Genomic DNA, 26,408 nt, shown 5'->3' with positions numbered 1-26,408 from the left:
GACCCGAGACCCACCGGAGAGGCCGCCATGAAGCTGCGCTGCGCCGTGATCGAGGACTTCCAGTCCGTCGCCACCACCGTCGTCGACTGGTCGCCCGTGACCGCCGACGTCGAGGTCGTGACCTTCACCGGGCACCTCGCCACCGAGGACGAAGCGGCCGCGGCCCTCGCCGGCTTCGACATCGTGGTCACCCTGCGCGAGCGGGTGCCGTTCCCGGCGGAGCTGTTCGCCCGGCTGCCGCGGCTGCGGCTGCTCGTCGCCTCCGGCATGCGCAACTCCGTCATCGACCTCGGCGCCGCGAAACGGCACGGCGTCGTCGTCTGCGGCACCGCCAGCTCCTCCACCCCGCCCGTCGAGCTGACCTGGGCGCTGCTGCTCGGCCTGGCGCGCGGGATCGTCCCCGAGGCGGAGGCACTGCGCACCGACGGCCCCTGGCAGTCCACGCTCGGCGCCGATCTGCACGGGCGGACGCTCGGGCTGCTGGGACTCGGGAAGATCGGCGGCCGGGTGGCACAGGTGGGCCGGGCCTTCGGCATGGACGTCCTCGCGTGGAGCCAGAACCTCACGGAGGAACGCACCGACGAGGTCGGGGCGACGCTCGCCGCCTCCAGGGAGGAACTGCTGGCCTCCAGCGACTTCGTCTCCGTCCACCTGGCGCTCGGCGACCGGACCCGGGGTCTGATCGGCGCGGCCGAACTCGCCCTGATGCGCCCGACCGCGTACCTGATCAACACCTCCCGGGCGGCCATCGTCGACACGGACGCCCTGCTCGCCGCCCTGGACACGGGAGTCATCGCCGGGGCCGCGACCGATGTGTTCGACATCGAGCCGCTCCCGGCCGGCCACCCGGTCCGCACGGCCCCGCGTCTGCTGGCCACCCCGCACCTGGGCTATGTGTCGCGCGCCAACTACGAGACCTACTACGGCCAGGCCGTGGAGGACATCAGGGCCTTCCTCGACGGGCAGCCGGTCCGCCGCCTGGGCTGACGGCGGAGGACCCCCGCGCGGCTCCGGTCAGTAGCGCAGCGCCGCCGCGATCCGGCCGTGTTCCGCCAGCGAACCGTCCTCGACGAAGACCACATCGGCGCCGCTGTCGAGCGCCGCTTCGACCAGTTCGTCGACGATGTCCTCGCGGATCGTGCCGTCCGCGCTCTGCGTGCTCCCCTCGGGCACCGGCTCCAGGTGCTCGTCGGTCACCTGAACGGCCGCCTGGAAGTGTTCCTCCACCACGACCAGACCCGCCCGGCCCTCACGGACCGCGGCCCACACCTCGTCGAGCCCCCCGGCGAACGAACGGGCGCTGCGGGCGTTGTCGAGCCGGGCCTCCACGTCCGCCACCGCCCTGCGAGCGCCTTCTTCCAGGGCGGGCCGCAGCTCTTTCAGGACCTCGGCGGGCGACAGATCGGCCGGCGCGCCCTTGGTGACCCGGCCGACGGCGGACCCGGAGCTCTCGCCGACCTCGTCCAGCAGGGCGAGGGCGGGGGCGAGGCCCATCAGATACAGCGGGCGCGGGTCGTCGGCGAGCACCGCGCGCAGCTTCTCGTCGACCTCGCGGAAGAAGTTCCGCGTCTCCTCGTCGCTGAAGGTGCTCGGGGTGTCCCCGATCCGCTCCTCACGCTGCGGGTTGGGCGGTTCCTTCGGCGCGGTCAGCGGGAAGCCGCCCACCTCCTCCGGACGGATGCCGTCGCCCGTGCCGATCCACAGGGTCGCGTGGTCGGCGGCGACCGTCAGCGCCCGGAACGGCCGGGTCTGGGCCTTGGCGGCGACGAGGTTGCGGGTGAGATAGGTGTCGCTGAGGACCACCCGTTCGGGTGCGGTGCGTGGAAGCCGCCAGATCCAGAACTCGTCGGTGGTGGCGAGGAGCACCAGGGAGTCCAGCGCCCCGCGCGGGTCCACCTCGGCCGCCGCCCGCTCCAGCCGGCCCACGAGGGCGGCCCGGACCTCGCGGCTGACCTGCGGATCGGCGTCGAGGCGGTGTCCGGCATCCGCCACCAGGTTCCGCAGGCGGACCGGGTCCTGGGCGTTGGCCGGGGCCTTGCGGTGGGTCGGCATGGTCAGGGACAGGGCCGGATAGGGCCGGGTCGCCCGCAGCTCCCGCAACAGGTCGGCGGTCAGGGCGTCCGTATCCATCGTTCCCTCCCAGGGTTCGCACCCGCTCCCGTATGGAGTGGGTGCTTCGACGAGTCAATTCATACCTTTTGATCCTAATATGGGCGAGTTGTTGCCCTGGGAGTGCGGGAGGTTGCGCGATGTCCACGCTCACCGTGTGGAAGTTCCGGACGGCCGAAGGCGCGGAGAGCGTCGAGGAGGCGCTGAAGTCCCTCCAGAAGGAAGGGCTGATCAGGATTCTCGACGCGGCGGTGGTCAGCTGGCCCGCCGACCGGGCCAAGCCGCGCACGAAGCAGCTGCTGAACCTCGTCGGCGCCGGGGCCCTCAGCGGGACCTTCTGGGGCATGCTCTTCGGCCTGATCTTCCTCATGCCGCTGCTGGGCGCGGCCATCGGGGCGGCCGCCGGGGCGCTCGGCGGGAAGCTCGCGGATGTCGGAATCGACGACGACTTCATCGCCGAGGTCAAGGAGAAGGTGACGCCCGGGACCTCGGCGCTGTTCCTGCTGACCATGAACGAGGTGCCCGAGCGGATCGGCGCACAACTGCCCGGCGACGGCGCGGAACTCCTCCACAGCAACCTCGACACCGAGCGCGAGGCGAAGCTCCGGGACATCTTCGGCGACGAGACGGTGTGACCCGCGCGCAGCCCTTCACCCCTCCCGCATCCCCTCTCCCCGATTGGACGGACCGTCCGTGAAAGCGAACCCCTCCGCGCGCCGAGCCCACCGCGCCGCACGCGCCCTGGCCCCCGTCGCCGTCGCGGCCCTGCTGTTCACCTCCACGGCGGCCTGCGACACCGACACCAGCGGCGAAGGCACCGACCAGGGCGTCCACACCCTCACGCCCGAACCGGAGGAATCGCCTTCCGGGGCGCCGAGCCCCCGCACCCAGGAGAGCTTCGCCGCCTCGGTGTCCGCCGAGTCCGAACGCGTACGGCAGGAGGCGACGAAGCGGCTGGCGGAGGCCGAGGGCCGGGGCAACGCCATCGGCGACGTCTCGGTCAACGGACTGCCGCTCACCGCGTCGGAGGAGGTCCGCAGCGCGCTCGTCCGGGTCACCAACCCCACGGACGAGGCCACGTTCTTCGCCGTGAGGGTGGAGTTCGTCGACGCCGAGGACAAGGTCCTGGACACCGTCGTCGTCGGCGTCGAGGACGCGCCGCCGGACCGTACCGTCACCGCCCGGGCCAACAGCCGCAAGGCCGCCGGGGTGAAGACCTTCCCCCGGGTCGCCCAGGCCGAGCGCGGCTGAGGGGGCGCGGGCCGTGAGCGCCGCCGACGCGGTGACCGACTCCCTCCAGAACCTGCGCGACCGGTTCGTCGGCGTACGGGAGGGGAAGCCGGCCGACTACATCCCCCAGCTGGCCCTCGCCGACCCGGACGCCTTCGGTCTCGCGCTGGTGAGCATGGACGGACACCGCTACGTCGCGGGCGAGGCCGAGGTCCCCTTCACCCTCCAGTCGGTCTCCAAACCGTTCGTCTACGCCCTCGCGCTCTCCCTGCTCGGCCTCGACGAGGTGACCCGCTGGGTCGGCGCCGAGCCGAGCGGCGAGGCGTTCAACGCCATCAGCCTCGAACCCGGCACGGGCAGGCCGGCCAACGCCATGGTCAACGCCGGCGCCATCGTCACCACCGCCCTGATCCCCGACACCCCCGACGAACCCGCCTTCGACCGGATCCTGCACTGCCTGGGCTGCTTCGCCGGACGCGAACTGGACGTCGACGAAGAGGTGTTCAGCTCCGAGTCGGTGACCGGGGACCGCAACCGGGCACTGGCCTACCTGATCCGCTCCACCGGCACCATGCCCGTCGACCCGGTCCTGGCGGTCGACCGCTACTTCCGTCAGTGCGCGATCCGCGTCACCGCCGTCGACCTCGCCACGATGGCCGCGACCCTCGCCTACGGCGGCGTGAACCCGGTGACCCGCGAGAGAGTCGTCCCCGCCGAGGTCGCCGCCCGGGTCCTCGCCGTCATGGCGACCTGCGGCATGTACGACGGCTCCGGCGAATGGCTGCTGCGCGTCGGCCTTCCCGCCAAGAGCGGGGTGTCCGGCGGGCTCATCGCGGTGGGCCCCGCCCGCTTCGGGGTGGCGACCTACAGCCCGCCGCTGGACGCCACCGGCGGATCGGTACGCGGCCACGCCGCACTGGAGGCGATGTCGGACCGCTACGGGCTCCACCTCATGCTCAACCCCGCGCTCCCCGGCTCCACCGTCACCCTCGTCACGACCGCCGACGACCTGCCTTCGGCACCCTCGGCCGGGGACGAACGGGTCCTCCACGAACAGGTCGGCGTCGTCGTCGCCCAGGGGTCCATCGACTTCACGGCCGCGGAGCGCGTGCTGTACGCCCTGGACGAGTCCGGGCCGGACGGGGGCTCGGTGGTGCTCGACCTGCACGACGTCACGTCCGTCGACTCCGTGGCCCTGGCGATGCTGCACACCGGGCTCGCCCGGCTCGCGGGCGACGGGCGGCGCGCGGCGGTCGTCGATCCGAACGACCTGCTGGGCCCGTCCGACCTCGTGCGGGAGCGGACCGGCCAGGACCTGCCGCGCTACGCCACCCGTGAGGGCGCTGTCGAAGGCTGCGCGCAGGCCCTGGCCGGGGAGGAGGACTGAGCGGTACCGCTGGGCGGGCCGGGACTACCAGATGGCGCCGACCCACTCCGGGTGGTCTATGAACGGGTTCCGGTTGTGCTGGAACCGGTCGAATATCACGTCGTTGCGGCGCTTCTCGAAGGTGTCCGGCGGGTCCTCCTGGCTCCACTGCTTCAGAACGGACAGCTTGCCCATCTTCGGCGCGGATCCGTTGTTCACCTGGTCGTTGGGTTCGAGGTCGGCGAAGGAGTCGTTGCCCTCGTAGCGCACGGCCATGTAGAGGATCATGCGGGCGACGTCGCCTTTGACCTCGTCGCGCGGCTCGAAGGAGTCGCCGTCGGTGAAGTTGCCGGGCGCGTCGCCCAGTTCGCTCCCGCCGTTGTCGAAGTCCTTGTTCCCGCGCGTGGAGTTGACCTTGACGTCGGTGGGCCGCAGATGGTGGACGTCGGTGCCCGGACCTGTCGCTGTGCCGAAGTCACCGTGCGACTTGGCCCAGACGTGCTCCCGGTTCCACTGGCCCGAGCTGCCGCCGTTGTCGTTCTTGGACTGGGAGCGCCCGGTGTACAGCAGGACGACGTTGGAGGAGTTGGCGGGATCCTCGTCGGTGGCCTTGAGGGCGTCCCACACCTGGCTGTAGGAGAGTTTGGTCTGGTCGCTGATGATCGTGTGCAGGGCGGACTTCAGCTCGGCGCCGGTCTTGCCGAGCGCATCCTGGTAGTAGGTGTCGTCGAGGGCCGCCGACGTGGCCGTGTAGCGGCCGGGCGAGGCGTCCGAGGGGGTCGCGGCGGCGGCGGCGGTGCCGGCGAGCACGGTGACGGCTGCCACCGCGGCGAGCAGTGGACGCGCGTAGAACGAGTGACGACGGGACATGTGGGGTGTCCTCTCCGGAACGCGGGCGTCGCGACGAGGACCCTGGGTGGGGGTGCTCGCGCGGCGGCCGTGCGGTAGGTGGTCAGGCGGGAGCCTTCCACACGCACCGTGCCCCACGTGTGAACACTGTGTACCTATCATGTGCAGGTCAAGAATCGCCTTGCCGGAAGCCACCGGGGGCGACGTCGCCCCCGGTGGTCCAGGGACTCCCGCAGGCGCATGCGCCGGAGAGCGCGCGGCCTCACATCAGGGGTGCCGTCAAGTCCTCGAGAACTGCTTCCCGCTGGCCAGTCCTGTCGCTGGACGCCCTCACCGACCGTAAGCCGGGCCGGGAAGAGGAAGACACCGGGGTCCTCCTCGGTCGGAGGCGACGAAGGGGACCGAACCCCGGTGGCTCCTCTTCGCCGGTCGGATTCCCCTGTCCGGCGTCAGGTGAACCAGCGTTCCGTCCCGCGCTTCTGACCGACACTGAGCAGCGCACATCCACGCGTGACCTCATTCCGGCCACGCAGGACGTGCACACGCTCGCTAGGCCCTGTCGTCGAACTGCCGCCTGCCCCGCGGCGCCATGCACGCGCTCCCGCCGCACCGGGCACAGGCCCGAGTACATCCAGTACGAGGACCCGCCCCCGGCACACCGGGAGCACGCACCTGACCCCGCAGGGCCGCCCTCCGGGCGACGACGGCAGTTCGACGACAGGACCTAGCCCGCCGCCCAGTCGCGCAGGGCGCGGACCGAGTCGAAGTCGGCCACGTTCCGGTCGAGGGGATCGTCGGTGTACTGGTGAATCCGCCAGTTCGCCTTGATGCGGGGCTTGCCCGCGGTGCCGTAGTCGGCGATCCACAGCCCGTCGCCGGCGTAATCGGTGGTGTCGTGGTCGAGCCAGAAGGTGCGGTTGCAGTACAGCAGGACCCGGTGGCCGGGCCGCTCCCGCTTCACCGCGCGGATGAACCGGTCCTTGTCCGCGTTGCTCGCCCGCGTACCGCCTCCGGTCTGTTCCCAGTCGACCGCGAGCAGGTCACCCGCCTTCTCCGGGGTCTTGCTCAGGAAGTAGTCCACCTGGTCCGCCACGTCTCCCGGCCAGAGGAAGTGGTAGAAGCCGACGACGCACTCGGCGTCCCTGGCCCGCTTCACCTGTGCGGCCAGACGCGGATTGACATAGGTGCGGCCTTCGGTGGACTTGATGATGACGAAGTCGAGTCCGTCCGTGTCGTAGGAGGGCTGATAGGCGCTGACGTCGACACCGTGGAGCATGGGCACCGCCTCGGAGGATGGGGCAACGACCTCCCTCTCCTGCCCACTCCCCGGCTGCCCCAAGGGCTCATTCACCCTCCCGGGTAGGCGTGCGCGGGCTCTTCGGATGCGGCCGGGTCCGTGGGGGGCGAGAATTGCCGCAAGGACGAGGAGGCGGCATGAGCGAAGAGTCCGAACCCGTATCCGCGGCCGTGTCCGGGCCGGAGGACATCACGCCCGACCGGCTCCTGCACACGGGTGCCAGCGACCGGCCGAGCGCGGAGGACCTGGTGCTCGCCTCCGGGCGGGACGTGACGCCGGAGACCCTGGAATGGGCACGGCGCAAGCTGGCCGCCGAGGGGCGGTCGGCCATCGACAAGCAACTGCCCTGACGGCCCGGCGGGACGCGGCCGCACCCGGTGGGCAGGGGTGCGGAGCCGTACGCCGAGGTGGAGGCGGCCGGGGAGCAGGGGAGCGTGTGGGGCGCGCCCCGGCGCCCTCGGCTAGCCTGAACGACATATGAACCGTTTGACGACCTCGCAGGGCGCTTTCGAGCTCGCCCGCTTCCCCGAGCACCCGCGCGACCCCTTCCGGGCGTGGGACGCCGCCGACGAATACCTGCTCCGGCAGCTGACGGACCCCGAGACGGGCCCGGTCGACCTCTCGGGGACGGTCGCGGTCGTGGGGGACCGGTGGGGGGCGCTCGCCACCGCGCTGGCCGCGCACCGGCCCGTCCAGATCAGCGACTCCTACCTGGCCCGGCGCGCGACCCTCGCCAACCTCGCCCGGAACGGCATCGGCCAGGACGCGGTCCGGCTGCTGTCCTCGCGCGACACCCCGCCGGACCGGATCGACGTCCTGATCGTCCGGGTGCCCAAGTCCCTGGCGTTCCTGGAGGACCAGCTCCACCGGATCGCCCCCGCCGTCCACTCCGGCACCGTGATCATCGGCACCGGCATGGTCAAGGAGATCCACACCTCCACGCTCAAGCTCTTCGAGCGGATCATCGGCCCGACCCGCACCTCCCTCGCGGTGCGCAAGGCGCGGCTCATCTTCTGCACCCCGGACCCGGCGCTCCCGCGTACGCCGAGCCCGTGGCCGTACCGCTACGAGCTGCCCGCCGACGTGGGCCCGGTCGCCGGTCTGACCGCCGTCAACCACGCGGGGATCTTCTGCGCGGAGCGCCTCGACATCGGCACCCGCTTCTTCCTGAAGCACCTGCCCACCCGGTCCGGGGCTGTCCGGGTCGTCGACCTGGGCTGCGGCAACGGGGTCCTCGGGCTCTCCGCCGCCATCGCCAACCCCGAGGCGCACCTCACCTTCGTCGACGAGTCCTACGGGGCGGTCTCCTCCGCGGAGGAGACCTTCCGGGCCGGTGCGCCGGACGGCGCGAAGGCCGACTTCCTGGTCGGCGACGGTCTGGGCGACCTCGATCCGGGCAGCGTGGACCTGGTGCTGAACAACCCGCCCTTCCACTCGCACATGGCGACCACCGACGCGACGGCCCGCACGATGTTCGCCGGTGCGCGGACCGCCCTGCGCCAGGGAGGCGAGCTCTGGGTCGTGGGCAACCGGCACCTCTCGTACCACACCCACCTGCGCCGGATCTTCGGGAACTGCACCACGGTCGCGGGCGACCCGAAGTTCGTGGTGCTGCGCGCCGTCAAGCGCTGACCGCGAGGGCCCGCCGTCACGCCGTGGGCGGCGCCCCGCATCCGAGGCCGTCCGCCGGCCCGCGCGACTGCCGGACGTCCCGCCGGCCCTTCCGGATTCTTGCAACACGTTCTACTGTGTGCGCCGCCGCACACGGACGACGCCGAAGCGAGACTCTGGAGGGGCCGTGCACCTCGAATACACGCCTGAGCAGCAGCGGCTGCGTACCGAACTGCGCACCTACTTCGCCACCCTGGTGCCCGACAACGCCTACGCCCGCTACGCGGAGCCCGCCGCCCAGAAGCGCTTCTACCGCGACACGGTCCGCAGGCTCGGCGCCGACGGCTGGCTGGGGGTCGGCTGGCCGAAGGAGTACGGCGGCCGGGGACTGACCCCGATGGAACAGTTCATCTTCTTCGACGAGGCCGCCCAGGCCGGCGTACCGCTGCCGCTGATGGCCCTGAACACCGTCGGGCCCACGATCATGCGGTTCGGCACCGACGAGCAGAAGGCCCACTTCCTGCCCGGCATCCTGGCCGGGGAGATCGACTTCGCGATCGGCTACAGCGAACCGGACGCCGGCACCGACCTCGCCGCACTGAAGACCCGCGCCGTCCGCGACGGGGACGAGTACGTCGTCGACGGACAGAAGATCTGGACCACCAACGGCGACACCGCCGACTGGGTCTGGCTCGCCGTGCGCACCGATCCCGACGCCCCGCCCCACAAGGGCATCACCATGCTCCTCGTCCCCACGAGCGACCCGGGCTACTCCTGCACCCTGATCAACACCCTCGCCTCGCACGACACGACGGCGAGCTACTACGAGAACATCCGGGTCCCGGTGACCCGCCGCGTCGGAGAGGAGAACATGGGCTGGCGGCTCATCACCAACCAGCTCAACCACGAACGCGTCACGCTCGCCGCGCACGGCACGATGGCGGTCCGCGCCCTGCACAACGTCCAGCGCTGGGCCGCCGACACCAAGCTCGCCGACGGCCGCCGGGTCATCGACCTCGGCTGGGTCCGCGCCCTGCTCGCCCGCACCCACACCCGCCTCGACGCGATGAAACTGCTCAACTGGCAGATGGTCGCGGCCCTCCAGGACGGCACGCTCACCCCCCAGGAGGCCTCGGCGGTCAAGGTCTACGGCTCCGAGGCCCGCCGGGACGCCTACGCCTGGCTGATGGAGATCGTCGGCTCCGCGGGCGCGCTGAAGGAGGGCTCGGCCGGTGCCGTGCTCCACGGCGAACTGGAACGCGGCTACCGGTCGGCCGTGATCTTCACCTTCGGCGGCGGCAACAACGAGATCCAGCGGGAGATCATCTCGTGGATCGGGCTGGGGATGCCGCGCGTGCGGCGGTAGGTGACGTGACCACAGATCGCTGCTCGGTTGTTGTCTGTTTGACGTCCGCGGTTTCGCGAGGGGCGGGTAGTGGCCGTCGAAATGCTTCGAGGGTGAGGCGGCCATGGGCTTGGTCGGCGACTCCTATGACGATGCCCTGGCGGAGAACCCGTGGGTGCCAGTTGAGACGGTGCGCGCACCCGGTCAGCTAGTCAGCCACTCCCGCGCAGCGGGAGAACCTCAGCCCTCCTACGCGAACGGAGAGAGGACGACCTGGCGCCATCGAACGCTTTCTCCTGCCCCTGGATGACCGCCCGGGAGTATCAGCACTCCGCCCACCCCCGCCGGGCGCTTCGGACAGGTCAGGCAGCACGGGCCTGGAGGAGGCACTCGGCGATGATGGGCTTGCCCAGGTAGCGTTCCACGTTGTGGGGGTTAAGAGCGCCATTGTGCGCGACGACGTCGGTCACTCCGTCGGCGAGGTCGGCCAGACCCTTGCCCCGTGGTACCACGTCCAACGGCGAGTACAGGTTCGTCCACCGGACACCCGCCGCCACGCGGAGCGGCTCGCCGGGGGTGTGCACACCCTTGCGGACCGCGAGCCATCTCAGCGGGGACCCGAGAGTCACGAGGGTGGTCACCACAGGGCGGCCGTCGGCTCTCACCGGGATCTCACCCCGGCTGAGCATGTCATAGAAGACGACGCTGCCCAGTGAATGGGCGAGGACCACCGTCGCCTCGGTTTCGACCAAGGTCTTCCGCACCGTTTCCCGGACAGCGCTGGCGGTTTCCGGCTTGCGGAGGTACGCATGGGCCTCACGGACGAACCACAGCAGCCGATCCGATACCCCCTTGCCTGCCACCTGGTCGATGGCACGTTTCCGCCGTGCGACCTGAGACTGGAGCCGACCCTCGCCGAGCGTTCCTTCGAACGACGTGTCGAGGGAGGCCTCCGCGGCCACGACCTCCGGTGCGTATGCGGCCAGAGCATCCAGGACGAAGGCCTCCTCTTCCTCATCCATAGGCGCTCCGTCCGCGTCTTCCGGACCCAGCCGGACGAACCGGGTGGCCGTCTTCGGGAAGACATCCCGATAGGAAGGGACGGTGACGACGATTCCGTCGGGTCCGGACCGCGCCGGTGCACCGGTTCCCGGGGCGGCTGGCGCCGGCGCGAGCGCGGCTCGCCAGTCGTGACTGAGTTCCTCCGTCGTTGCGCCGGTTCCCTGGCGGATGCCGTGCACACCCACGATATGCAGCAGACTCATATGTTTCCCCCTGTGCAGTGGCCACCGATGCGGCCTGTCGTTCGCGCAACCGTCTCTGGCCCCTGCGCCCGCATCGCCTCAGGCGGCTGCGGATATGGTAGATCGTCCGTGCGAGGGAGGTGGGGGTGCGGTTGAACACGCAGGCCGGTGACGACCTGAGCGGGATCACCCGCAGACGACTGGTCGTCGTTGCTGTCGATGGTTACCGGGACGAACGCGAGGGCTTCCGCGAAGCCATCGCGGAGCAGGTCACCCGGATCACCACATGGCTTGCGGACCCCGCCCTGGGCGAGGACCGGCGGTTCGAAGTGGTTCCGATCGAGGATCCGCTGCACACCGTCGGAGACCTGCGTGACTTCCTGCGACAGGTCAAGCTGTCGGAAGCCGCATACGATGACGCCGTCGTCGTCTACATCACCGGCCACGGGCTGTGCCGCCAGGCCGGCCGCCACTACCTGACCCTGCCGAAGACACGCCCTGAACGGTTGCTGTCGACCGCCTTTCCCACCGGCGAGCTCATCACCGCGGTGCTGGACAGCGAGGCCGAGCATGTTCTGGTGCTGGTCGACTCATGCCATTCCGGAGTTCTGCGCGCAGAACTGAGCACCCTGCTGCAAGACTTGTCCAAGGAACGTCGAAGGCACGCCGGGATCGCAGTAGTCACCGCCGGCGACCACGAAGATCAGCCGCAGGTGGGATCCTTCACCCGGCGCGTCGCGCTCGCCTGGCAACGGATGAACGACGAGTCCGTCGGCTACACCTCCTCACACCTGTCCTTCGCTGAGTGGGAGCAGTTGCTGCACGAGGTCGGGCTGGCCGACGGCGTGGAGAAGGATCTGATTGACGCTGAGTGGATCATGCCCCATTCGCGTCGGCACCAGCTGAGCGCGTGCCTGCCCAATCCGCGCTACAAACCGTCGGGGACCGCCGTCGGCCCCGCCCTGCGACAACTGGTCATCGAGCATGGAGATCTGGAGTTCTGGCGGGAGCGCGCCTTCGGACGGGCCGGCGGCGGCGACGTGGGCTGGTACTTCAGCGGTCGTACCGAACTCATGAGGCGCCTGGTCGACTTCCTCCGTGACGGCGAGGGCGTGCTCATCGTCACGGGCGCCGCGGGATCGGGCAAGTCCGCGCTGCTGGCCCGGCTGGTCACCCTCACGGCTCCCGTCTTCGTCGAGGACGAGTCGTACGCCGCTCTCATCGCCCGTAGCCCTGATGGACTCCGGCCAGAGCTCGGCTCGGTGGACGTGGCTGTACTGGCTCGCAACAAATCCTCCCGTGCCGTGGTCGACGACCTCCTTGCCGCGCTCGGCGGGACACCTGTTGCCAAGGGCACCCCGTTGCAGGCTCTTTTCGAACGAACGACCGAGCATGCGGCTGGGCTCTCCCGACCGGTGACCGTCATCATCGACGCTCTGGACGAAGCCGAGGATCCTCTCGCCTGTGTCAATGACGTCATTCTCCCGCTCGCTCGCCTCACCGCGCCGGCCGGTGAGACCGCCGTCCGCCTTCTCCTCGGTATCCGCAGTTCATCCGTCATGTCCTCCTCCTCCGGCGCCGACCTCCGCGACGAGCGGGCGGATGACCTGCTGCATCGCCTGACCGCAGCCCTCAAGGCCGAAGGTGCCGTGCCCGAGCCGCTGCGCACGGACGGCCCGGACTGCGAGGCCGACATCGCCGCCTACGCGGTCGCGTTGCTGAGCGGCCCCGAGGGCAGCCCCTACAAGGGCGCCGACGACGAAGTCGTCGAAACGACTGCCCGTGTGATCGCGAAAGCCGTTGCCCCGTCGTTCCTGGACGCGCAAATAGCCGCCGACCAGCTGCGAACGGCCGAAACCCGACAGGACCTCGCAGAGGAAGGCTGGCTGCTCCGGCTCGCTGACGGCACCAGCAGCCTGCTGCGCGAAGACGTCAGGGGCATCGCAGCGGCAACCGAGGTCTCGGCCGACCTGCTGGTCGCGGCGCTGCGTGCCACCGCGCTCGCCCAGGGGGCCGGCCTGCCCTGGGGGGAGATCTGGCCCGCAGTCACCGCCGCGCTCGCTGCAGACGCACACGGTCCGGCTGTGCCGGTTGACCCGGAACGAGAGCCGACGGCGCCCGGCGGCGAGGCACCCGCGACCGCGCGTCTGGCGGACCAGGCCGTCCGCACGCTACGGTCCAGTCGTCTGAGCGGATACCTCGCCACCGCGAGCGAAGACGGACGTACCGTCTATCGCCCCGTCCACCAGCGGCTCACCGACCTGCTCCAGGCGGGCCACGAGTGGCTGCTCGGCGCATCGGGCGCCACCTCTGTGCGCCCACCGCTCCCGACGACAGGCAATGCCCCAGAGCTGGCCGCTGCCCAGGCGACCGTCACAGAAGTCCTCGCGGGATTGGTGCGCCGGGCTCATCCGCACCAGGCTCATCCCTACATTCGGCGTCACTACCTGCACCACGCGCAGGCAGGAGGCCTCCTGACCGACCGGCACGTTCCCGTCGAGCTGCTCGCACAAGAAACCTCAGGCACCCTGCGCGCCCGGCTGTCCCTGCCACTGCCCACCGGCGATCCCGATCGAGGCGCACTCACAGCGGCCGCGCTGATCGAGCCGTACCTTGACGACAACACAGACCCCCGCTCCCGCCGCGACAGTATTCACTTCCACCAGAGCGTACGAGGCGAGACGCGGGACACCGCCGATGAGCAGCGTGTCCTGACCTTCCGCTGGGGCAGGTGGGTGGCACAGATAAACGTACTCGCCCCTGCACAGAAGCTCACCCGGGCCCTGTGCGCGGTTCCCACTCTTGATCGACGCTGGCTCGTCGCGGTGGCCGACGTCTCGCGAGGAGTGCGCGTCTGGGACGCGAGCACGGGCCTGCCGACCGCGGACCTGGCCACTGACGCACCGGTGTTCAGGCTCCGCACCATCCGCGCGACCGGCGGCCGTACTTTCCTCATCACGCTCACCCCCCACCGGATCGAGATCCATGACCCGGCTTCGGGGCAACTAGTGGCGCAACTGGTCGTCTCCTGGGCGCGCGACGTGCACGTCCTGGAAGACGGCCCCTCACTGTGGAAGCTGTTCGTCCTCACACGGAGTGGCAGCATGGTGTGGCGTCCCCACTCCGGGGACACCACGCCGGCCCGTGGCGTCCCTCCCTATGATGCGGAAAATCCGCTGGAGTCGGCAGTCGTCCGACGGGCGAGCGGCCACGCACTGGTCGCCCTCGCCGGAAGCACAGGCATCCGGCTGTGGGACCCCTACTCCGGACTGACGGCCGCCGCACCGTTCGGTCCCCGTGGCCGTGAGGTCCGGCTCGCCACTGTGAGCCGGGCGAGGCAGGACGACCTCCTTGTTGTGCAGACCCGCGGGGCGTCCACGCAGATATGGGAGCCCTTCACCGCATCCCGGACGGCAGGTGTCCGGGGCACAGGGCACTCCCTGATACAGGTACCCGGAGGCACTGACTTCGCCTACGCCACCGGAAGCCACATCGTCGTACGCGACAGGGAACTCAATGAAGTGCAACGCATCGCCGCCGATGTTTCACGCATCAATCAGCTGACCGCGTTGACGGGCCCTGCCGGGCCTCGCATCATTTCAGCCGCCCCCCAGGGCATCCGTATCTGGGACCTGGCCCCCACCAGTCGACCACACGGCGATGTGCTGCCCGACACGCCGTACCCGGCACCCGCCCCAGACGGGTTCTTCCTGCACACCTGGCCACTGCGACGGATGGCGTATCCGGGCCCCGACGGCACCCGGGACTGCGTCGTTGTCGGCACCTGCGACGGACTCGACGTTCACGACGCGACGACGGGAAGGCTGCTGAAGCACATCCCGATCCCCACGGCTCCCGTCACTGTCCTCGAAGCGTTGCCCTCTCCGCGGGGAGCCGCTCATGTCGCGGTCGTGGGCACCTCTGCGTCCGTCTGGGACCTGGTGTCAGGTGAGTCCGTCGCATCACCCGACCCTGTGTCGCTTCCGTACTTCTCCTCCCGCACGTGCGTCACCGTCACCGGCCACGGGCTGCCGGTCTTCGCCACTGCTTCCGGACGGAGCGAGCTGGCCACCACGACCCTGGACCCGAACAGCGGCGAGACCATCAGCTACATGACACCGGCCAACTTCCGGCGCGATGGGGCACCTGTGCTGATCCCCGTGCCGACGGCACATACGGTGACGGAGCCTGTGATCGTGGTGGCCCACGGGCGAGCCATAGAACTCGTGGACCCGCTGACCGGGCATCGCCTCGGCTCATGGGTCCGGGGGAAGCCAGGACCGCCCACTCGAGTCGCATGCACGGTGCCGGGGTTCGACGGTCTGCAGGTTGCTGTGGCGAATGACCGGGAGATCCAGGTCTGGGACCTGACCGGCGGCACACAAGTCGCCGCCTGGCCCGCGCACGGAACCCTTGCCATGACCGGGCTCCATCTGACCAGTGGCCGAACACTGCTGGTGGCCGGCAGCGCCAGCGGTGTCCGCGTCTGGGACTCGACAACAGGCGAACTGCTCCATACCCTCCTCACCGGCGCACCCGTACACGCGGTGGTCACCGGGATAACCGAGGAAGGCCCCGTTCTTCACCTGCACGGTTCCGCCGGCCTCGTCACCTTGGCCGTCGGCCCCCCGCTGCTGTGACACGGCAGCGGTGACGCTGCCCGTGCTCGGCGGCGTCGGGGCCGATGGGCTGCGTCTGCCGGTGGCTTCTGGGCTCCGTCGCCGGGCTCCGTCACGGGCTGGGCCACGGGCCCGCGCGACGTCGGCGGCCGGCAGCGCGTTCTACGCGGCCCTGGACAGGGCGGACCGGTCCGCCGGGCGCCTGCCCGGGACGGGTGTCACGGGCCCGGTCGCGGCTCCTCGTCCGTCGTGGCGCGGCCACAGGACCAGGGCGCCGATCGCGCCCGCCGCGGCGAGCGCCGCGAGGACGGACCAGGCGGCGGCGAAGCCGGTGTTCGTGCCGAGCCATCCGGCGATGGGGTAGGTGATCAGCCAGGCGAGGTGCGAGAGGGAGAACTGGGCGGCGAAGACCCCGGGGATCGCGTTCGGTTCGACCGAGGCGCGCAGGACCTTGCCGGTCGGGGTGATGACCAGCGCCATGCCGATGCCGATCAGCGCCCAGGCGATCGCCGTACCGGTCCAGGTGGCCAGGCCGGCCGAGGCGAGCGTCACCGCGGCGGCCGTGCCGCCGACGAGGACTCCGGCACCGGTCGCCATGACCGTCCGGGCGGCGACCCGGTCGAGTATCCGGGGCAGGGCGAGGGCGGCCAGCAGGGTCCCGCCGCCGGAGGCGGCGAGCATCCACGCGACGGCCGACTGCGAGCCCCCGAGCACGTCGCGGACGTAGTTGACGGTGTTGACGACGACGATCGAGCCCGCCGCCGCGACCGCGAGGTTGAGCGCCATGATGCCGCGCAGCCGCGGCGTCCGGAGGAAGGTCCTGATCCCTGCCGTCGCCCTGTCCCATGCCCGGTTCTGGGCGCTGGGACGGGCCTCGGGGATGCGCGTCGACAGGACGAGCAGGGCGGAGAGGAGGAATCCGGCGGCGGTGCCCAGGAACAGCCGGTCGAAGCTCAGGAACGCCAGGGCGACCGCTGCCAGTACGGGGGAGAGCAGGCTCTCCATCGTGGAGGCGACCTGCGAGGCGGACAGGGCCCGTACGTAGTCGGACTCCTCGGGAACGATGTCGGGGATCACGGCCTGGAACGTCGGGGTGAACGCCGCGGACGCTGCTTGCAGCAGGCCGACCAGCAGGTAGATGTGCCAGATCTCCGTGACGAACGGAAGGGCCAGGACCACCACGGCGCGTACGGCGTCGAGGGCGGTCAGCAGGGTTCTTCTGGGGAAGCGGTCGACGTACGCGGCGGCGATCGGGGCGATGACCACGTACATGACCATCTTGATGGTCAGGGCGGTGGCGAGGACCGCGCCGGCGCTCGGCCCCGCGAGGTCGTAGGCGAGGAGTCCGAGGGCCACGGTGGCCAGCCCGGTGCCGAATAGGGCGATGATCTGGGCGCTGAACAGGCGGCGGTAGTCGCGGTTGGCGAACAGGCGCATGGCGTGTCCTTCCGGGTCCGTGCGGCGGGGCGCGGCCTCGCGCCGGAGGCCGCGCCCCGCGGAGGGAGGCGGGGATGTCTCTACGCATCGGCGCCGCCCTCCGGAGTGAGGCCGGCCAGCAGGTTGAAGGCGCCGGTGAGAACGTTGAGTGCGACGACGCCGACGACGTCGGCGATCGCGCGGTCGCTGTAGCCGTGCTCGCGGAGCGCGATGATCTGGTCGTCGGTGATCGACGCCGGCTCGCGGTGGACCTGGAGGGCGAGGGCGATGACCGCCGCGGTCCCGGGGTCGTCCGAGGTGCCCGCGCGGGCACGCTCGATCTCGCCCTCGTCCACTCCCGTCCTGCGAGCGGCGGTTGTATGGGCGTCCAGACAGAGCCGGCAGCCCTGCCGGGTCTGGACGGCGATCGAGATCCGTTCGCTGATCCCGCGGTCGAGCTTGGCCCGCCCCATGGCCCGGCTGAGCTGCAGGTAGCCGCCAAGGACGGCGGGCGAGTGCGCCATCGTGGAGACCATGTCCCCGACCTCGCCGTGCCGGGAGACCAGCTCGGCGAGGAGGTCGCGCGACGCGCCGACCGCTGTGTCGGGGGTGAGTCGGGTCAGGCGGGGCATGGCGATCCTTCCGACGGGAGGCTGTGCTGGAGGGTGGCGGGGCGCTCGACGGATCGAGCGTCCCGGCCGGGCCGTGCGTGGCCCGGCCGGGACGGGGCGGTGACGTGCCGACGGCCGGTCAGTGGTGCGCGTGGCCGCCGCGGTGGTGGCCCGTGTGCCCGGAGGCGGCCCGCACTGCGGCGTCCGGGCCGGGAGCGGTCGCGGTGGTCCGCACCGTGAACTCGGCCGTCCGGACGACACCGTCGTGCTGGAAGTCCAGGTAGAGGCGGTAGGCGCCGCCCGACGGCGCCGCGGCCATGAAGGTGATCCCGGGGCCCGGCTCGGTGACGCCGTCACCGGGCTCGCCCTCCGGGTGGACGTGGAGATAGCCCAGGTCGCCGACCCGCAGCGCCACCAGGTGTCCGTACGCGCCCAGGTAGGGCTGCAGATCGGTGAGGGGCCGGCCGTTCCGGCTGACGGTGAGCGTCAGGTCGCTCGCCGTGCCGGGCAGGAGCTCGCCGTCGAGGGTGACGGTGTACGCGCCGATGTGAGCGCTGCGCGAGTCCTCGGAGACCGGGTGCGGGGCGTAATGCCCGGCGACCGAGGCGTCGATGCCCAGGGTCATGGTCCCGCCGTGGCCGGTCGGATGGATGTCGGCGAAGAACCTCCAGTCTCCCGGTTCCAGTGTCAGATCGACGCTCCAGGTGCCCTGCCCGTCCATCACCGGGTGCACGTGCTGGAACCCGGTCGTGTCGCGTCGGACGGCGATGAAGTGCAGCTTCTTCTCGTGTTCGGGGGTGAACCCGGTCACCGGTCGTCCATCGGGACCGATCACCCGGAAGGTGACCGTCCGTACTCCGGCCGGAAAGATCGTCGAGTCGAGTTCGAGGGTGTACCCGCCCTCGGAGACCGAGAGCCCGCCGGGGCGGGCGCCGCCGTGGCCGCTCATGTCGTGGCCGGAATTGCTGTTCATGGTGACTCCACCTTCGTGATGTGCCTTCGGGTGTCTTCCGTCCTGGGGACACCCGTCATAACGACATACCCCCTGGGGGTATTCCAAGGGGTGTCGTCCGGTCGTCTTCTCGGGGCGACGGCACGGCTGGGGCCCGACAGCGGCCCCACCGCGTACACACTTCGCGGACCGGCCGCCATACTGGACGGGCCGGGGAGGGCACAGCGTCGGCAGCGGGAACAACGGGGGCGGGAAGCGGCAGATGGCGGACACCAGGCTGATCCAGAGCCGGTACCGACTGCTCGAACAGATCGGGCGCGGCGGCATGGGCGAGGTGTGGCGCGCCCGCGACGAGTCGCTGGGCCGTCAGGTCGCCGTCAAATGCCTCAAACCCATGGGCCCCCAGCACGACCAGGCGTTCACCCGCGTCCTGCGCGAACGCTTCCGGCGCGAGGCCCGGGTGGCCGCCTCGCTCCAGCACCGGGGCGTCACGGTCGTCCACGACTTCGGCGAGCACGAGGGCGTGCTCTACCTCGTCATGGAGCTGCTCGACGGGCACAACCTGAGCCAGCTCCTCCAGGAGAACCAGCAGCACCCGCTGCCCGTCGACCACGTCGTCGACATCGCGGAACAGGTCGCCGACGCCCTCGGCTACACCCACCGGCAGGGCATCGTCCACCGGGACCTCAAGCCCGCCAACATCATGCGCCTGACCGACGGCACGGTGAAGATCTGCGACTTCGGCATAGCGCGCCTCGGCCACGACATCGGCATGACCTCCCGCCTCACCACCACCGGCCTCGCCATGGGCACCCCGCACTACATGTCGCCCGAGCAGATCAGCGGCAAGGAGGTCGACCACCGCAGCGACCTCTACTCCCTGGGCTGCGTCCTGTACGAGATCGCCACCGGCGTACCGCCGTTCGACCAGGACGACGCCTGGGCGGTGCTCGTCGGCCACCGCGACACCCCGCCGGAACCGCTGCGCACCCACCGTGCCGACCTGCCCGGCTTCCTCGACCGCGTCGTCCTCGACCTGCTCGCCAAGGCCCCCGAGGAGCGGCCCGTCGACGCGGGTGACCTGCGCCGCCGCATCGTCCTCGGCCGGACCGGCGAACAGCCCGCGCTCGGACCGGGGCCCCTCGCCCTGTCCGGCGCCGAGCGCCCGTCGGCCCCGCGCCCGAGGGCCCTGCCCGCCTGGACCCGCTCCATGACCGCCGGACACCGGGCGACCGGCGCGACGGGCCCCGCCGCCGGGCGGCCGGACCCGGCCGCCGGACTGACGGGCCAGTGGACCACCGGCACCCCGCACGCCGCCACCGCCCCGCACTCCGGCTCCGCCGTCCCCGGGCCGGCCGGGGACGGCGCCACCGGTCTCCTCACCACGCTCGACGGCCGCCACAGCGCGGGCATCGACCTCGGCCGCCTGGGCCGCTGGGAGGAGGCGGGCGAGGTGCACCGGGAGGTCGCCACCCAGCGTGGCCGCGTCCTCGGCCCCGACCACCCCGACACCCTCGCCAGCCGTTACGAACTCGGCCTCACCCTCAGCCGTACGGGCCGGGCCGAGGAAGGGCTGCGCGAGTTCGCCCAGGTCGCCGAGGGCCGCGAACGCGCCCTGGGCCCCGACCACCCGCAGACGCTCGCCGCCCGCCAGGCGACCGCCCACGCGCTGGGCCGCCTCGGCCGGCACGCCGAGGCCCACCAGGTGTACGAGGCGGTCCTCGCCGTCCGCGAGCGCGTCATGGGCCCCGACCACCCCGACACCCTGCGCTGCCGCCACAACCTGGCGTTCAACCTCAGCCGGCTGGGGCGGCCCGAGGAGTCCTGGCAGCTGGCCCGGGAGGTCGCCGACGCCCGCGCCCGGCTGCTCGGCCCGACGCACCCCGACACCCTCACGACCCGTTACGAAGTGGCGTACACCCTGGGCAGGCTGGGGAGGTGGGCCGAGGCGCTGGACACCTTCCAGGACGTCGCCAGGGCCCGCGCCAGCACGCTCGGACCCGATCACCCCGACACCTTCGCCGCCCGCTACGAGACCGGCATCAGCCTCGGCCGGCTCGGCCGCGACACGGAGGCCCTGGAGCTGTACCGCTCCCTCGTCGCCGACCGCACCCGGACCGCGGGCGCCGCCGACCCCGACACGCTGCGCGCCCGGCACGGCCTCGGGGTCAACCTGGGGCGGACGGGCCGCTGGGAGGAGGCGCTCGCGGAGGCGCGCGAGGTCTGCGCCCTCCGGGAACGCTCCCTGGGACCCGATCACCCGGACACCGTGATCAGCCGCCGGGAGGTCGCCGCGGGGCTCGGCTGGCTCGGCCGGTGGAGCGAGGCGCTGGTGGCGTACCGGGAGGTCGCCGAGGCGCGCGCCCGGGTGCTGGGCCCCGACCACCCCCAGACGCTGGCGGCCCGCGACGACGAGGCGCACTGCCTGGAGCGGCTCGGACGGTCGGCGGAGGCCGCCGGACCGCACCGCACCTGATCGCCCGCCTGTCCTGCGTCCCGCCCCGTCCTGCGTCCCGCCGGGCCCGCGTCCCTCCCGGCCTCGGCCTCCGTCACATGACCGGGAGGGACGTCACCTCTGGCCGGGACGTACGCACGTCACCCCTGGCCGGGACGGAAGGCTGCGTGTTACGAAGGTGCATGCCCGCACCCCAGACACCCGCACCCCGGTCGCCCGCAGGCCGCCCCGCCGCCCACGGGGCCTCCGGCCCCGGCGTGCCCGACCGCGACCGCTACGACGCCGTGATCGTCGGCGGCGGCCACAACGGCCTGGTCGCCGCCGCCTACCTGGCCCGTGCCGGGCAGTCGGTCCTCGTCCTGGAACGGCTCGGCGCCACCGGGGGAGCGGCGATCTCGACCCGCCCCTTCGACGGGGTGGACGCCCGTCTCTCGCGCTACTCGTACCTGGTGTCCCTGCTGCCCGACAAGATCGTCCGGGACCTCGGCCTCGACTTCGCCGTACGCAAGCGGACCGTCTCCTCCTACACCCCCGCCGTGCGCGACGGACGCCCCACCGGCCTGCTCGTGGCGGGCGACGGAACCCGGGAGTCCTTCGCCGCGCTGACCGGCGGCGAGCGCGAGTACGCGGCCTGGCAGCGGTTCTACGCCATGACGCAGCGGCTCGCGACACGGGTCTTCCCGACGCTCACCGAGCCGCTGCCGAGCCGGGACGCGCTGCGCGAGCGCATCGACGACGCCGACGCCTGGCGGATGCTGTTCGAGGAGCCGCTCGGGGTGGCCGTCGAGGAGACCTTCACCGACGACCTGGTGCGCGGGGTCGTCCTCACCGACGCCCTGATCGGCACCTTCGCCGACGCCCACGACGCCTCGCTGCTCCAGAACCGGTGCTTCCTCTACCACGTGATCGGCGGCGGCACCGGTGACTGGGACGTCCCCGTCGGCGGCATGGGCGCGCTCACCGACGCGCTGGCCGGGGCGGCCCGTGCGGCGGGCGCCGAGATCCGCGTACGGCACGAGGCGACCCGGATCGAGACCGACGGCACCCACGCCGAGGTCACCGTCCGCACCCCGGACGGAGAACACGTCGTCGCCGCCCGCCGGGTGCTCGTCAACGCCTCCCCGCAGGCCCTCGCCGCCCTCCTCGGCGACACCCCGCCGCCGCCCGCCGAGGGCGCGCAGCTCAAGGTGAACATGCTGCTCACCCGGCTGCCCAGGCTCCGCGACCGGTCCGTCGACCCCCGGCAGGCCTTCGCGGGCACGTTCCACATCGCCGAGGGGTACGGGCAGCTCGCCGACGCCCACCGGGACGCGGCGGCGGGCCGGCTGCCCGCCGCCCCGCCCTCCGAGATCTACTGCCACTCGCTGACCGACCCCTCGATCCTCGGCCCCGACCTCGCCGCGCGCGGCTACCAGACCCTCACCCTCTTCGGCCTGCACGCCCCGGCCCGGCTCTTCGCCGCCGACAACGACGCCGCCCGCGCGGCCCTGCTCAAGGCGACCCTGGCCGAACTGGACGCGCACCTGGAGGAGCCGGTCACCGACTGCCTGGCCCTCGACGCGAACGGCGAACCCTGCATCGAGGCCAAGACCCCGCTCGATCTGGAGCGCGATCTGCGACTGCCCGGCGGCCACATCTTCCACCGCGACCTCTCCTTCCCGTACGCGGACGAGGGCACCGGGCGCTGGGGTGTGGAGACCGCGCACGCCAACGTCTCGCTCTGCGGGGCGGGCGCGGTGCGCGGCGGCGGCGTCAGCGGGGTCCCCGGCCACAACGCGGCGATGGCCGCGCTGGGCCGATGACGCCGCCCCTCGGATCCCTCAGATCCCCCAGCTCCCTCAGGCCCCGAACACCCCCCGCAGCGCACCCAGCTTGCGCGGCAGGTCGTACTCCGCGCCGCCCTCGTGCCCGTTGTACGGGAACACCTCGATCTCGGCCGGTCCCGCGTAGCGGTGGTAGGCCGCGAACACCGTGGAGGACGGGCAGATCCGGTCCATCAGCCCCACCGAGAACCACGCGGGAGCGCTCGCGCGCGCGGCGAAGTTGACCCCGTCGAAGTAGGACAGGGTCTCCATCGCCTCCTCGATCCGGAAGCGGTGCCCCGACAGCCAGCGGGCTATCTCCGCGTACGGTCCGGCGTCCGTGATCTGCGAGGCCCGCCGGTAGTGGCAGAGGAACGGCACGTCGGCGACGGCCGCCGCCACGTCGTCCCGCAGCCCGGCGACGGCCAGCGCGAGCCCGCCGCCCTGGCTGCCGCCCAGGACGGCGACCCGCCCGGCGTCCACCGCTTCGTGGGCGCCCGCCGCGTCGACGGCCCGGACCGCGTCGGTGATGAGCCGCCGGTAGTAGTGCCGGTGGGGGTCCTCGATGCCCCGGGTCAGGAAGCCCGGCGAGGACGAACCGTGGCCCTCGGGCCCGATGTCCGGGGTGTCGGCGGTGTTCTTGCCGCCGCCGCCCTGCCCCCGGTTGTCCATCACCAGGTGCGCGTAACCGAGCGCACTCCAGGTCAGCCACGCGTACGGGATGCCCCGGCCGCCGTTGTACCCGATGTACTGCACCACGGCGGGCAGCGGCCCGGAGCGCTGCTTCGGCAGCATCAGCCACGCCTTCACCGGCTGCCCCTCCCAGCCCCTGAACGTCACATCGAGTACGTCGACGGTCGCCAGTCCCGTCCCGTACGGCACGAACCGGGCGTCGACGTCGTGCCGGGCCGTCTTCGCGAGAGTCTTCCCCCAGAAGGCGTCGAAGTCGGCCGGTTCCTGCGGCTCGGGGCGGTACTCCCGCAGCCGCTCCAGGTCCATGTCGAACAGCAAGGCTCTAGCTCCTCTTCAGGGTGAGGCCGAGGGTCGCGCCGCGCAGCCCCGACGTGTCGGCGGTGATCCGGAGGCCGCCCGGCGTGCGGGCCGCGCTCACCCGGGGGCCGCCCGAGGCGAGCGCCAGCCCACGCCCGGCCAGCTCGACGACCACGGTGGACCGCAGGTGGGTGGGGTCGGACAGGGCGACGTCCACAGTTCGCCCCCGCGGGCGCACCAGGACGGACGCCGGACCGTCGCAGCTCAGCTCCCGCGCCGAGCCCGCCCGCCAGAAGTTGGCCGCCAGCAGCCCGTCCGTACCGCGCCGCACCGCGTGCACGGCGGTCGAATCGGCGACCAGCTCCACCGGCGGTGCGGCCGACAGCAGCCGGGTGCGCCCGGCCGAGGCGGCGGGGAGCTGGAGGTGGAAGTAGCCTGCCCCGCTCGGAGCCGGGCCGTGGTCGTGCCAGAGCGTCAGGTACGGGCGGGTGACCGGGGTGTCGGTGCCGTACTTGCGGTTGATCTCCCGCCAGGTCGCGGTGCGCTCCTCGCGCAGGGCGCGCACGGAGGTGGGCCGGGGGAAGACGTACCCGCCGGTTCCGGCCAGGTGCAGCCACCGGACGTCCGCCAGCTCGTCGGACCAGCCGGCACCGTCCGGGGCGGCCGTGCCGTTCACGAGGAGCGCGGCCCGCGGGTCGCGCAGCTTGCGGTTCTCCACCACGGTCTCGGCGGTCCCCGCCTCCGCGGTGATGCCCGAACCGACACAGGCGATGACGTCGTCCAGGCAGAACCAGCTCTTGAGCCCGTGCAGCGTGCTGCCGAAGGCCCGCAGCTCCATCCCGTACGCGCCCAGCGTGGTGTCCGGGAGCGCGGTGCCGCCCGCCCAGTCGGCGGTGCTGGTGGTGCGCTGTCCCGCCGCGTCGGCCGGGCGCCCGGCGATGACGGTGGTGCCGGGCAGCCTGGCCGGGTCGACGGTGGGCCAGTAGTCCTCGCTGTAGTGGCCGAGGTCGTCGGTGTACAGCAGCACCATCCCGTCCGAGAGGTGCCAGCCGCGCAGGTTCTCGTTCTGGATCGACTCGTAGTTGTAGATCCGGGTGGAGTACGCGGAGATGCCGAGCCCGAACGCGGGGCGGTGGTGCGCCGCCTTGTCCATCAGCGGGTGCTGCTTGTGGGCGACCAGCGGGCCCCGGGCCGGGACGGCGGAGGCGATCGCGGCCTGCGCGGCGACCAGGGACGCGAGGTCGGTGACGGCGAGGAAGTCCCGGTAGCCGTCCTCGGCGATCCACTGCTTCACCAGCGCCGTGAACCGGTCGGCGGGCTCTCCCGGGAAGCACGGGATCAGCCGCAGCACCGCCTCGACGACCGTCTGCGCCGACGCGTGCCCCTGTTTGCTCGGCCGGGCGATCTCCCGCCCGCACACCGACGCCATCACATCGCCCCGGAACATCAGCGGGTCGAAGCCGTCGTCCACCCAGCCCCGCACGTTGTCGAGATCGGGATCGGTCACCGTCCACGCCGTACCGGCCAGCAGGTTGAGGAGCCGGGACAGATTTCCCAGCAGCTCCTTGCCGTAACCGCCGTTGTACGGGTGCTTGTAGTGCTGGAGGAACGAGCCGTCGGACGAGAAGCCCTCGCCCGTGCCGGCCGCCGCACCGCCGGTGTCGTTGAAGGCCAGGACGCTGTTGGCGCCCGAGCCCTCGACGTCGGACAGAGCGTCCCGGACCCGGCCCAGCGCGTCGCCGTCGCCGCGCAGCACCGCGTTGACGGCGACGACGGTGGAGACCCACACGCGGTTGGCGCCGGTCGCGATCTGCCGGTTCGCCCGCCACAGGTTCGGGTCCGGCGTGTAGTGGAGCACGGCGGCGGTGACGCGTTCCAGGCGCTCCGCGCCCAGCTCGTCGTGGAGCAGCACCGCCGTGTCGTTGAGCGCGAGCGCCGCGCCTATCTCCCAGTCCCAGTCGTTGTCGAACCGGGTGTGCTCGGGGCCGTAACGGTGGGTCAGCATCCAGTCGACGCCGCTCAGCAGCTTCGCCAGCAGCGCCGTGTCACCGTGCTGCGGGGTGCCGGGGACCGCCCAGGCGGTGGCCGCCGTCGCCAGTCGCTTGAACGAGGTGGTGACGTGGTTGGAGAGCGTCGTGCTGGTCAGGTCGGGGAACAGACCGTCCGTCCGGGACGGGTCCAGGCCGGTGGCGGCGGTGGCCCCGGCCCGCCCCACCCGGGCGGTCGCGGCGGCGATCCGCTCGTCGTCCCGGTCGAGGTCGGGGCCGCCGGTCAGCAGCGTGTGCCAACGGGTGCGCAGCGCCGCGGCGTCCTCCGCCCCGGTCCGTGCCGTGGCGCCGGACGCGGCGTGTGCGGGGCCGGCGAGGGTCAGGGGCAGCGTCGCCGCCGCGCCCAGGGCGGCCGCGCCGGTCAGGACGGTGCGCCGGGTGGTGGCTCGGTTCGTCATGTCGCCTCTCACAGAAGGTGTCGGCTCACGGAAGGTGTCGGCTCACGGAAGGTGTCGGCTCGCGGA

At 71.9% G+C, this 26,408-nt stretch carries 19 protein-coding genes; 10 read left to right on the top strand and 9 right to left on the bottom strand.

The window, feature by feature from the left end; all coding sequences use genetic code 11:
- Window positions 1-27 precede the first annotated feature (27 nt).
- Window positions 28-987: a D-2-hydroxyacid dehydrogenase family protein gene (locus OG245_RS01910; protein ID WP_371621786.1), complete on the top strand. Its 960-nt coding sequence runs from the start codon at window positions 28-30 to the stop codon at window positions 985-987.
- Window positions 988-1,014: 27 nt separating this feature from the next.
- Here the strand turns inward: OG245_RS01910 and OG245_RS01905 are convergent, their stop codons facing one another.
- The gene (locus OG245_RS01905) at window positions 1,015-2,130 is read right to left on the bottom strand and encodes a chemotaxis protein (RefSeq protein ID WP_371621785.1); all 1,116 of its coding nucleotides are present in this window, start codon (window positions 2,128-2,130) and stop codon (window positions 1,015-1,017) included.
- Window positions 2,131-2,249: 119 nt separating this feature from the next.
- On the opposite strand from OG245_RS01905, the gene OG245_RS01900 reads away from it, so the two are divergent.
- Genes OG245_RS01900 through glsA form a run of 3 tightly spaced genes read left to right on the top strand, consistent with a single transcriptional unit; the run spans window position 2,250 to window position 4,726 of the window.
- On the top strand, window positions 2,250-2,744 hold the full coding sequence (locus tag OG245_RS01900) for a DUF1269 domain-containing protein (protein WP_371621784.1): 495 nt from the start codon (window positions 2,250-2,252) through the stop codon (window positions 2,742-2,744).
- Window positions 2,745-2,802: 58 nt separating this feature from the next.
- Window positions 2,803-3,360 carry a hypothetical protein gene (locus OG245_RS01895; RefSeq protein ID WP_371621783.1) on the top strand — a complete coding sequence of 186 codons (558 nt, stop codon included), beginning with the start codon at window positions 2,803-2,805 and terminating at the stop codon, window positions 3,358-3,360.
- Window positions 3,361-3,373: 13 nt separating this feature from the next.
- Complete coding sequence (glsA, locus tag OG245_RS01890; protein WP_371621782.1) at window positions 3,374-4,726, top strand: glutaminase A; 1,353 nt, start codon at window positions 3,374-3,376, stop codon at window positions 4,724-4,726.
- Between the two features lie 24 nt (window positions 4,727-4,750).
- Here glsA and OG245_RS01885 read toward each other — a convergent pair whose 3' ends face one another.
- Entirely contained in the window at window positions 4,751-5,575 is an 825-nt protein-coding gene (locus tag OG245_RS01885; protein WP_371621781.1) for an endonuclease I family protein, read from the bottom strand.
- A 703-nt stretch (window positions 5,576-6,278) separates the two neighbouring features.
- Window positions 6,279-6,830, bottom strand: a complete 552-nt coding sequence (locus OG245_RS01880) for a GH25 family lysozyme (protein WP_371621780.1) — start codon at window positions 6,828-6,830, stop codon at window positions 6,279-6,281.
- Between the two features lie 158 nt (window positions 6,831-6,988).
- Between OG245_RS01880 and OG245_RS01875 the strand changes: the two genes are divergently transcribed.
- The 3 genes from OG245_RS01875 (at window position 6,989) to OG245_RS01865 (ending at window position 9,828) form a co-directional block, all read left to right on the top strand.
- Entirely contained in the window at window positions 6,989-7,201 is a 213-nt protein-coding gene (locus OG245_RS01875; protein WP_371621779.1) for a hypothetical protein, read from the top strand.
- A 127-nt stretch (window positions 7,202-7,328) separates the two neighbouring features.
- Window positions 7,329-8,483: a methyltransferase gene (locus OG245_RS01870; RefSeq protein ID WP_371621778.1), complete on the top strand. Its 1,155-nt coding sequence runs from the start codon at window positions 7,329-7,331 to the stop codon at window positions 8,481-8,483.
- Window positions 8,484-8,649: 166 nt separating this feature from the next.
- The gene (locus OG245_RS01865) at window positions 8,650-9,828 is read left to right on the top strand and encodes an acyl-CoA dehydrogenase family protein (RefSeq protein WP_371621777.1); all 1,179 of its coding nucleotides are present in this window, start codon (window positions 8,650-8,652) and stop codon (window positions 9,826-9,828) included.
- A gap of 341 nt (window positions 9,829-10,169) precedes the next feature.
- Here the strand turns inward: OG245_RS01865 and OG245_RS01860 are convergent, their stop codons facing one another.
- Window positions 10,170-11,072, bottom strand: a complete 903-nt coding sequence (locus OG245_RS01860) for a hypothetical protein (protein ID WP_371621776.1) — start codon at window positions 11,070-11,072, stop codon at window positions 10,170-10,172.
- Window positions 11,073-11,203: 131 nt separating this feature from the next.
- Here OG245_RS01860 and OG245_RS01855 point away from each other — a divergent pair, with 131 nt between their 5' ends.
- A complete protein-coding gene (locus OG245_RS01855; protein WP_371621775.1) occupies window positions 11,204-15,691 on the top strand; it encodes an AAA family ATPase in 4,488 nt (1,495 codons plus the stop codon).
- A gap of 141 nt (window positions 15,692-15,832) precedes the next feature.
- On the opposite strand, the gene OG245_RS01850 is transcribed toward OG245_RS01855, so the two are convergent.
- The 3 genes from OG245_RS01850 to OG245_RS01840 form a co-directional block, all read right to left on the bottom strand.
- Complete coding sequence (locus OG245_RS01850) at window positions 15,833-17,107, bottom strand: MFS transporter (protein WP_371621774.1); 1,275 nt, start codon at window positions 17,105-17,107, stop codon at window positions 15,833-15,835.
- A gap of 80 nt (window positions 17,108-17,187) precedes the next feature.
- The gene (locus OG245_RS01845; protein WP_371621773.1) at window positions 17,188-17,718 is read right to left on the bottom strand and encodes a carboxymuconolactone decarboxylase family protein; all 531 of its coding nucleotides are present in this window, start codon (window positions 17,716-17,718) and stop codon (window positions 17,188-17,190) included.
- Window positions 17,719-17,836: 118 nt separating this feature from the next.
- Window positions 17,837-18,670 carry a hypothetical protein gene (locus tag OG245_RS01840; protein WP_371621772.1) on the bottom strand — a complete coding sequence of 278 codons (834 nt, stop codon included), beginning with the start codon at window positions 18,668-18,670 and terminating at the stop codon, window positions 17,837-17,839.
- A 241-nt stretch (window positions 18,671-18,911) separates the two neighbouring features.
- Between OG245_RS01840 and OG245_RS01835 the strand changes: the two genes are divergently transcribed.
- Together OG245_RS01835 and OG245_RS01830 are read left to right on the top strand one after the other, a co-directional pair.
- Complete coding sequence (locus tag OG245_RS01835) at window positions 18,912-21,125, top strand: tetratricopeptide repeat protein (protein ID WP_371621771.1); 2,214 nt, start codon at window positions 18,912-18,914, stop codon at window positions 21,123-21,125.
- Between the two features lie 236 nt (window positions 21,126-21,361).
- A complete protein-coding gene (locus OG245_RS01830; RefSeq protein ID WP_371627781.1) occupies window positions 21,362-22,906 on the top strand; it encodes a phytoene desaturase family protein in 1,545 nt (514 codons plus the stop codon).
- A gap of 36 nt (window positions 22,907-22,942) precedes the next feature.
- Here OG245_RS01830 and OG245_RS01825 read toward each other — a convergent pair whose 3' ends face one another.
- On the bottom strand, window positions 22,943-23,917 hold the full coding sequence (locus OG245_RS01825; protein ID WP_371621770.1) for an acetylxylan esterase: 975 nt from the start codon (window positions 23,915-23,917) through the stop codon (window positions 22,943-22,945).
- A gap of 4 nt (window positions 23,918-23,921) precedes the next feature.
- On the bottom strand, window positions 23,922-26,342 hold the full coding sequence (locus tag OG245_RS01820; RefSeq protein WP_371621769.1) for a polysaccharide lyase 8 family protein: 2,421 nt from the start codon (window positions 26,340-26,342) through the stop codon (window positions 23,922-23,924).
- Between the last annotated feature and the right edge of the window lie 66 nt (window positions 26,343-26,408).

Source organism: Streptomyces sp. NBC_01116, from assembly GCF_041435495.1.
In the GTDB taxonomy this organism is placed as follows: Bacteria; Actinomycetota; Actinomycetes; order Streptomycetales; family Streptomycetaceae; genus Streptomyces.
The sequence above is the reverse complement of the archived record's forward strand: the minus strand, read 5'-3'. Positions and strand labels throughout refer to the sequence as shown.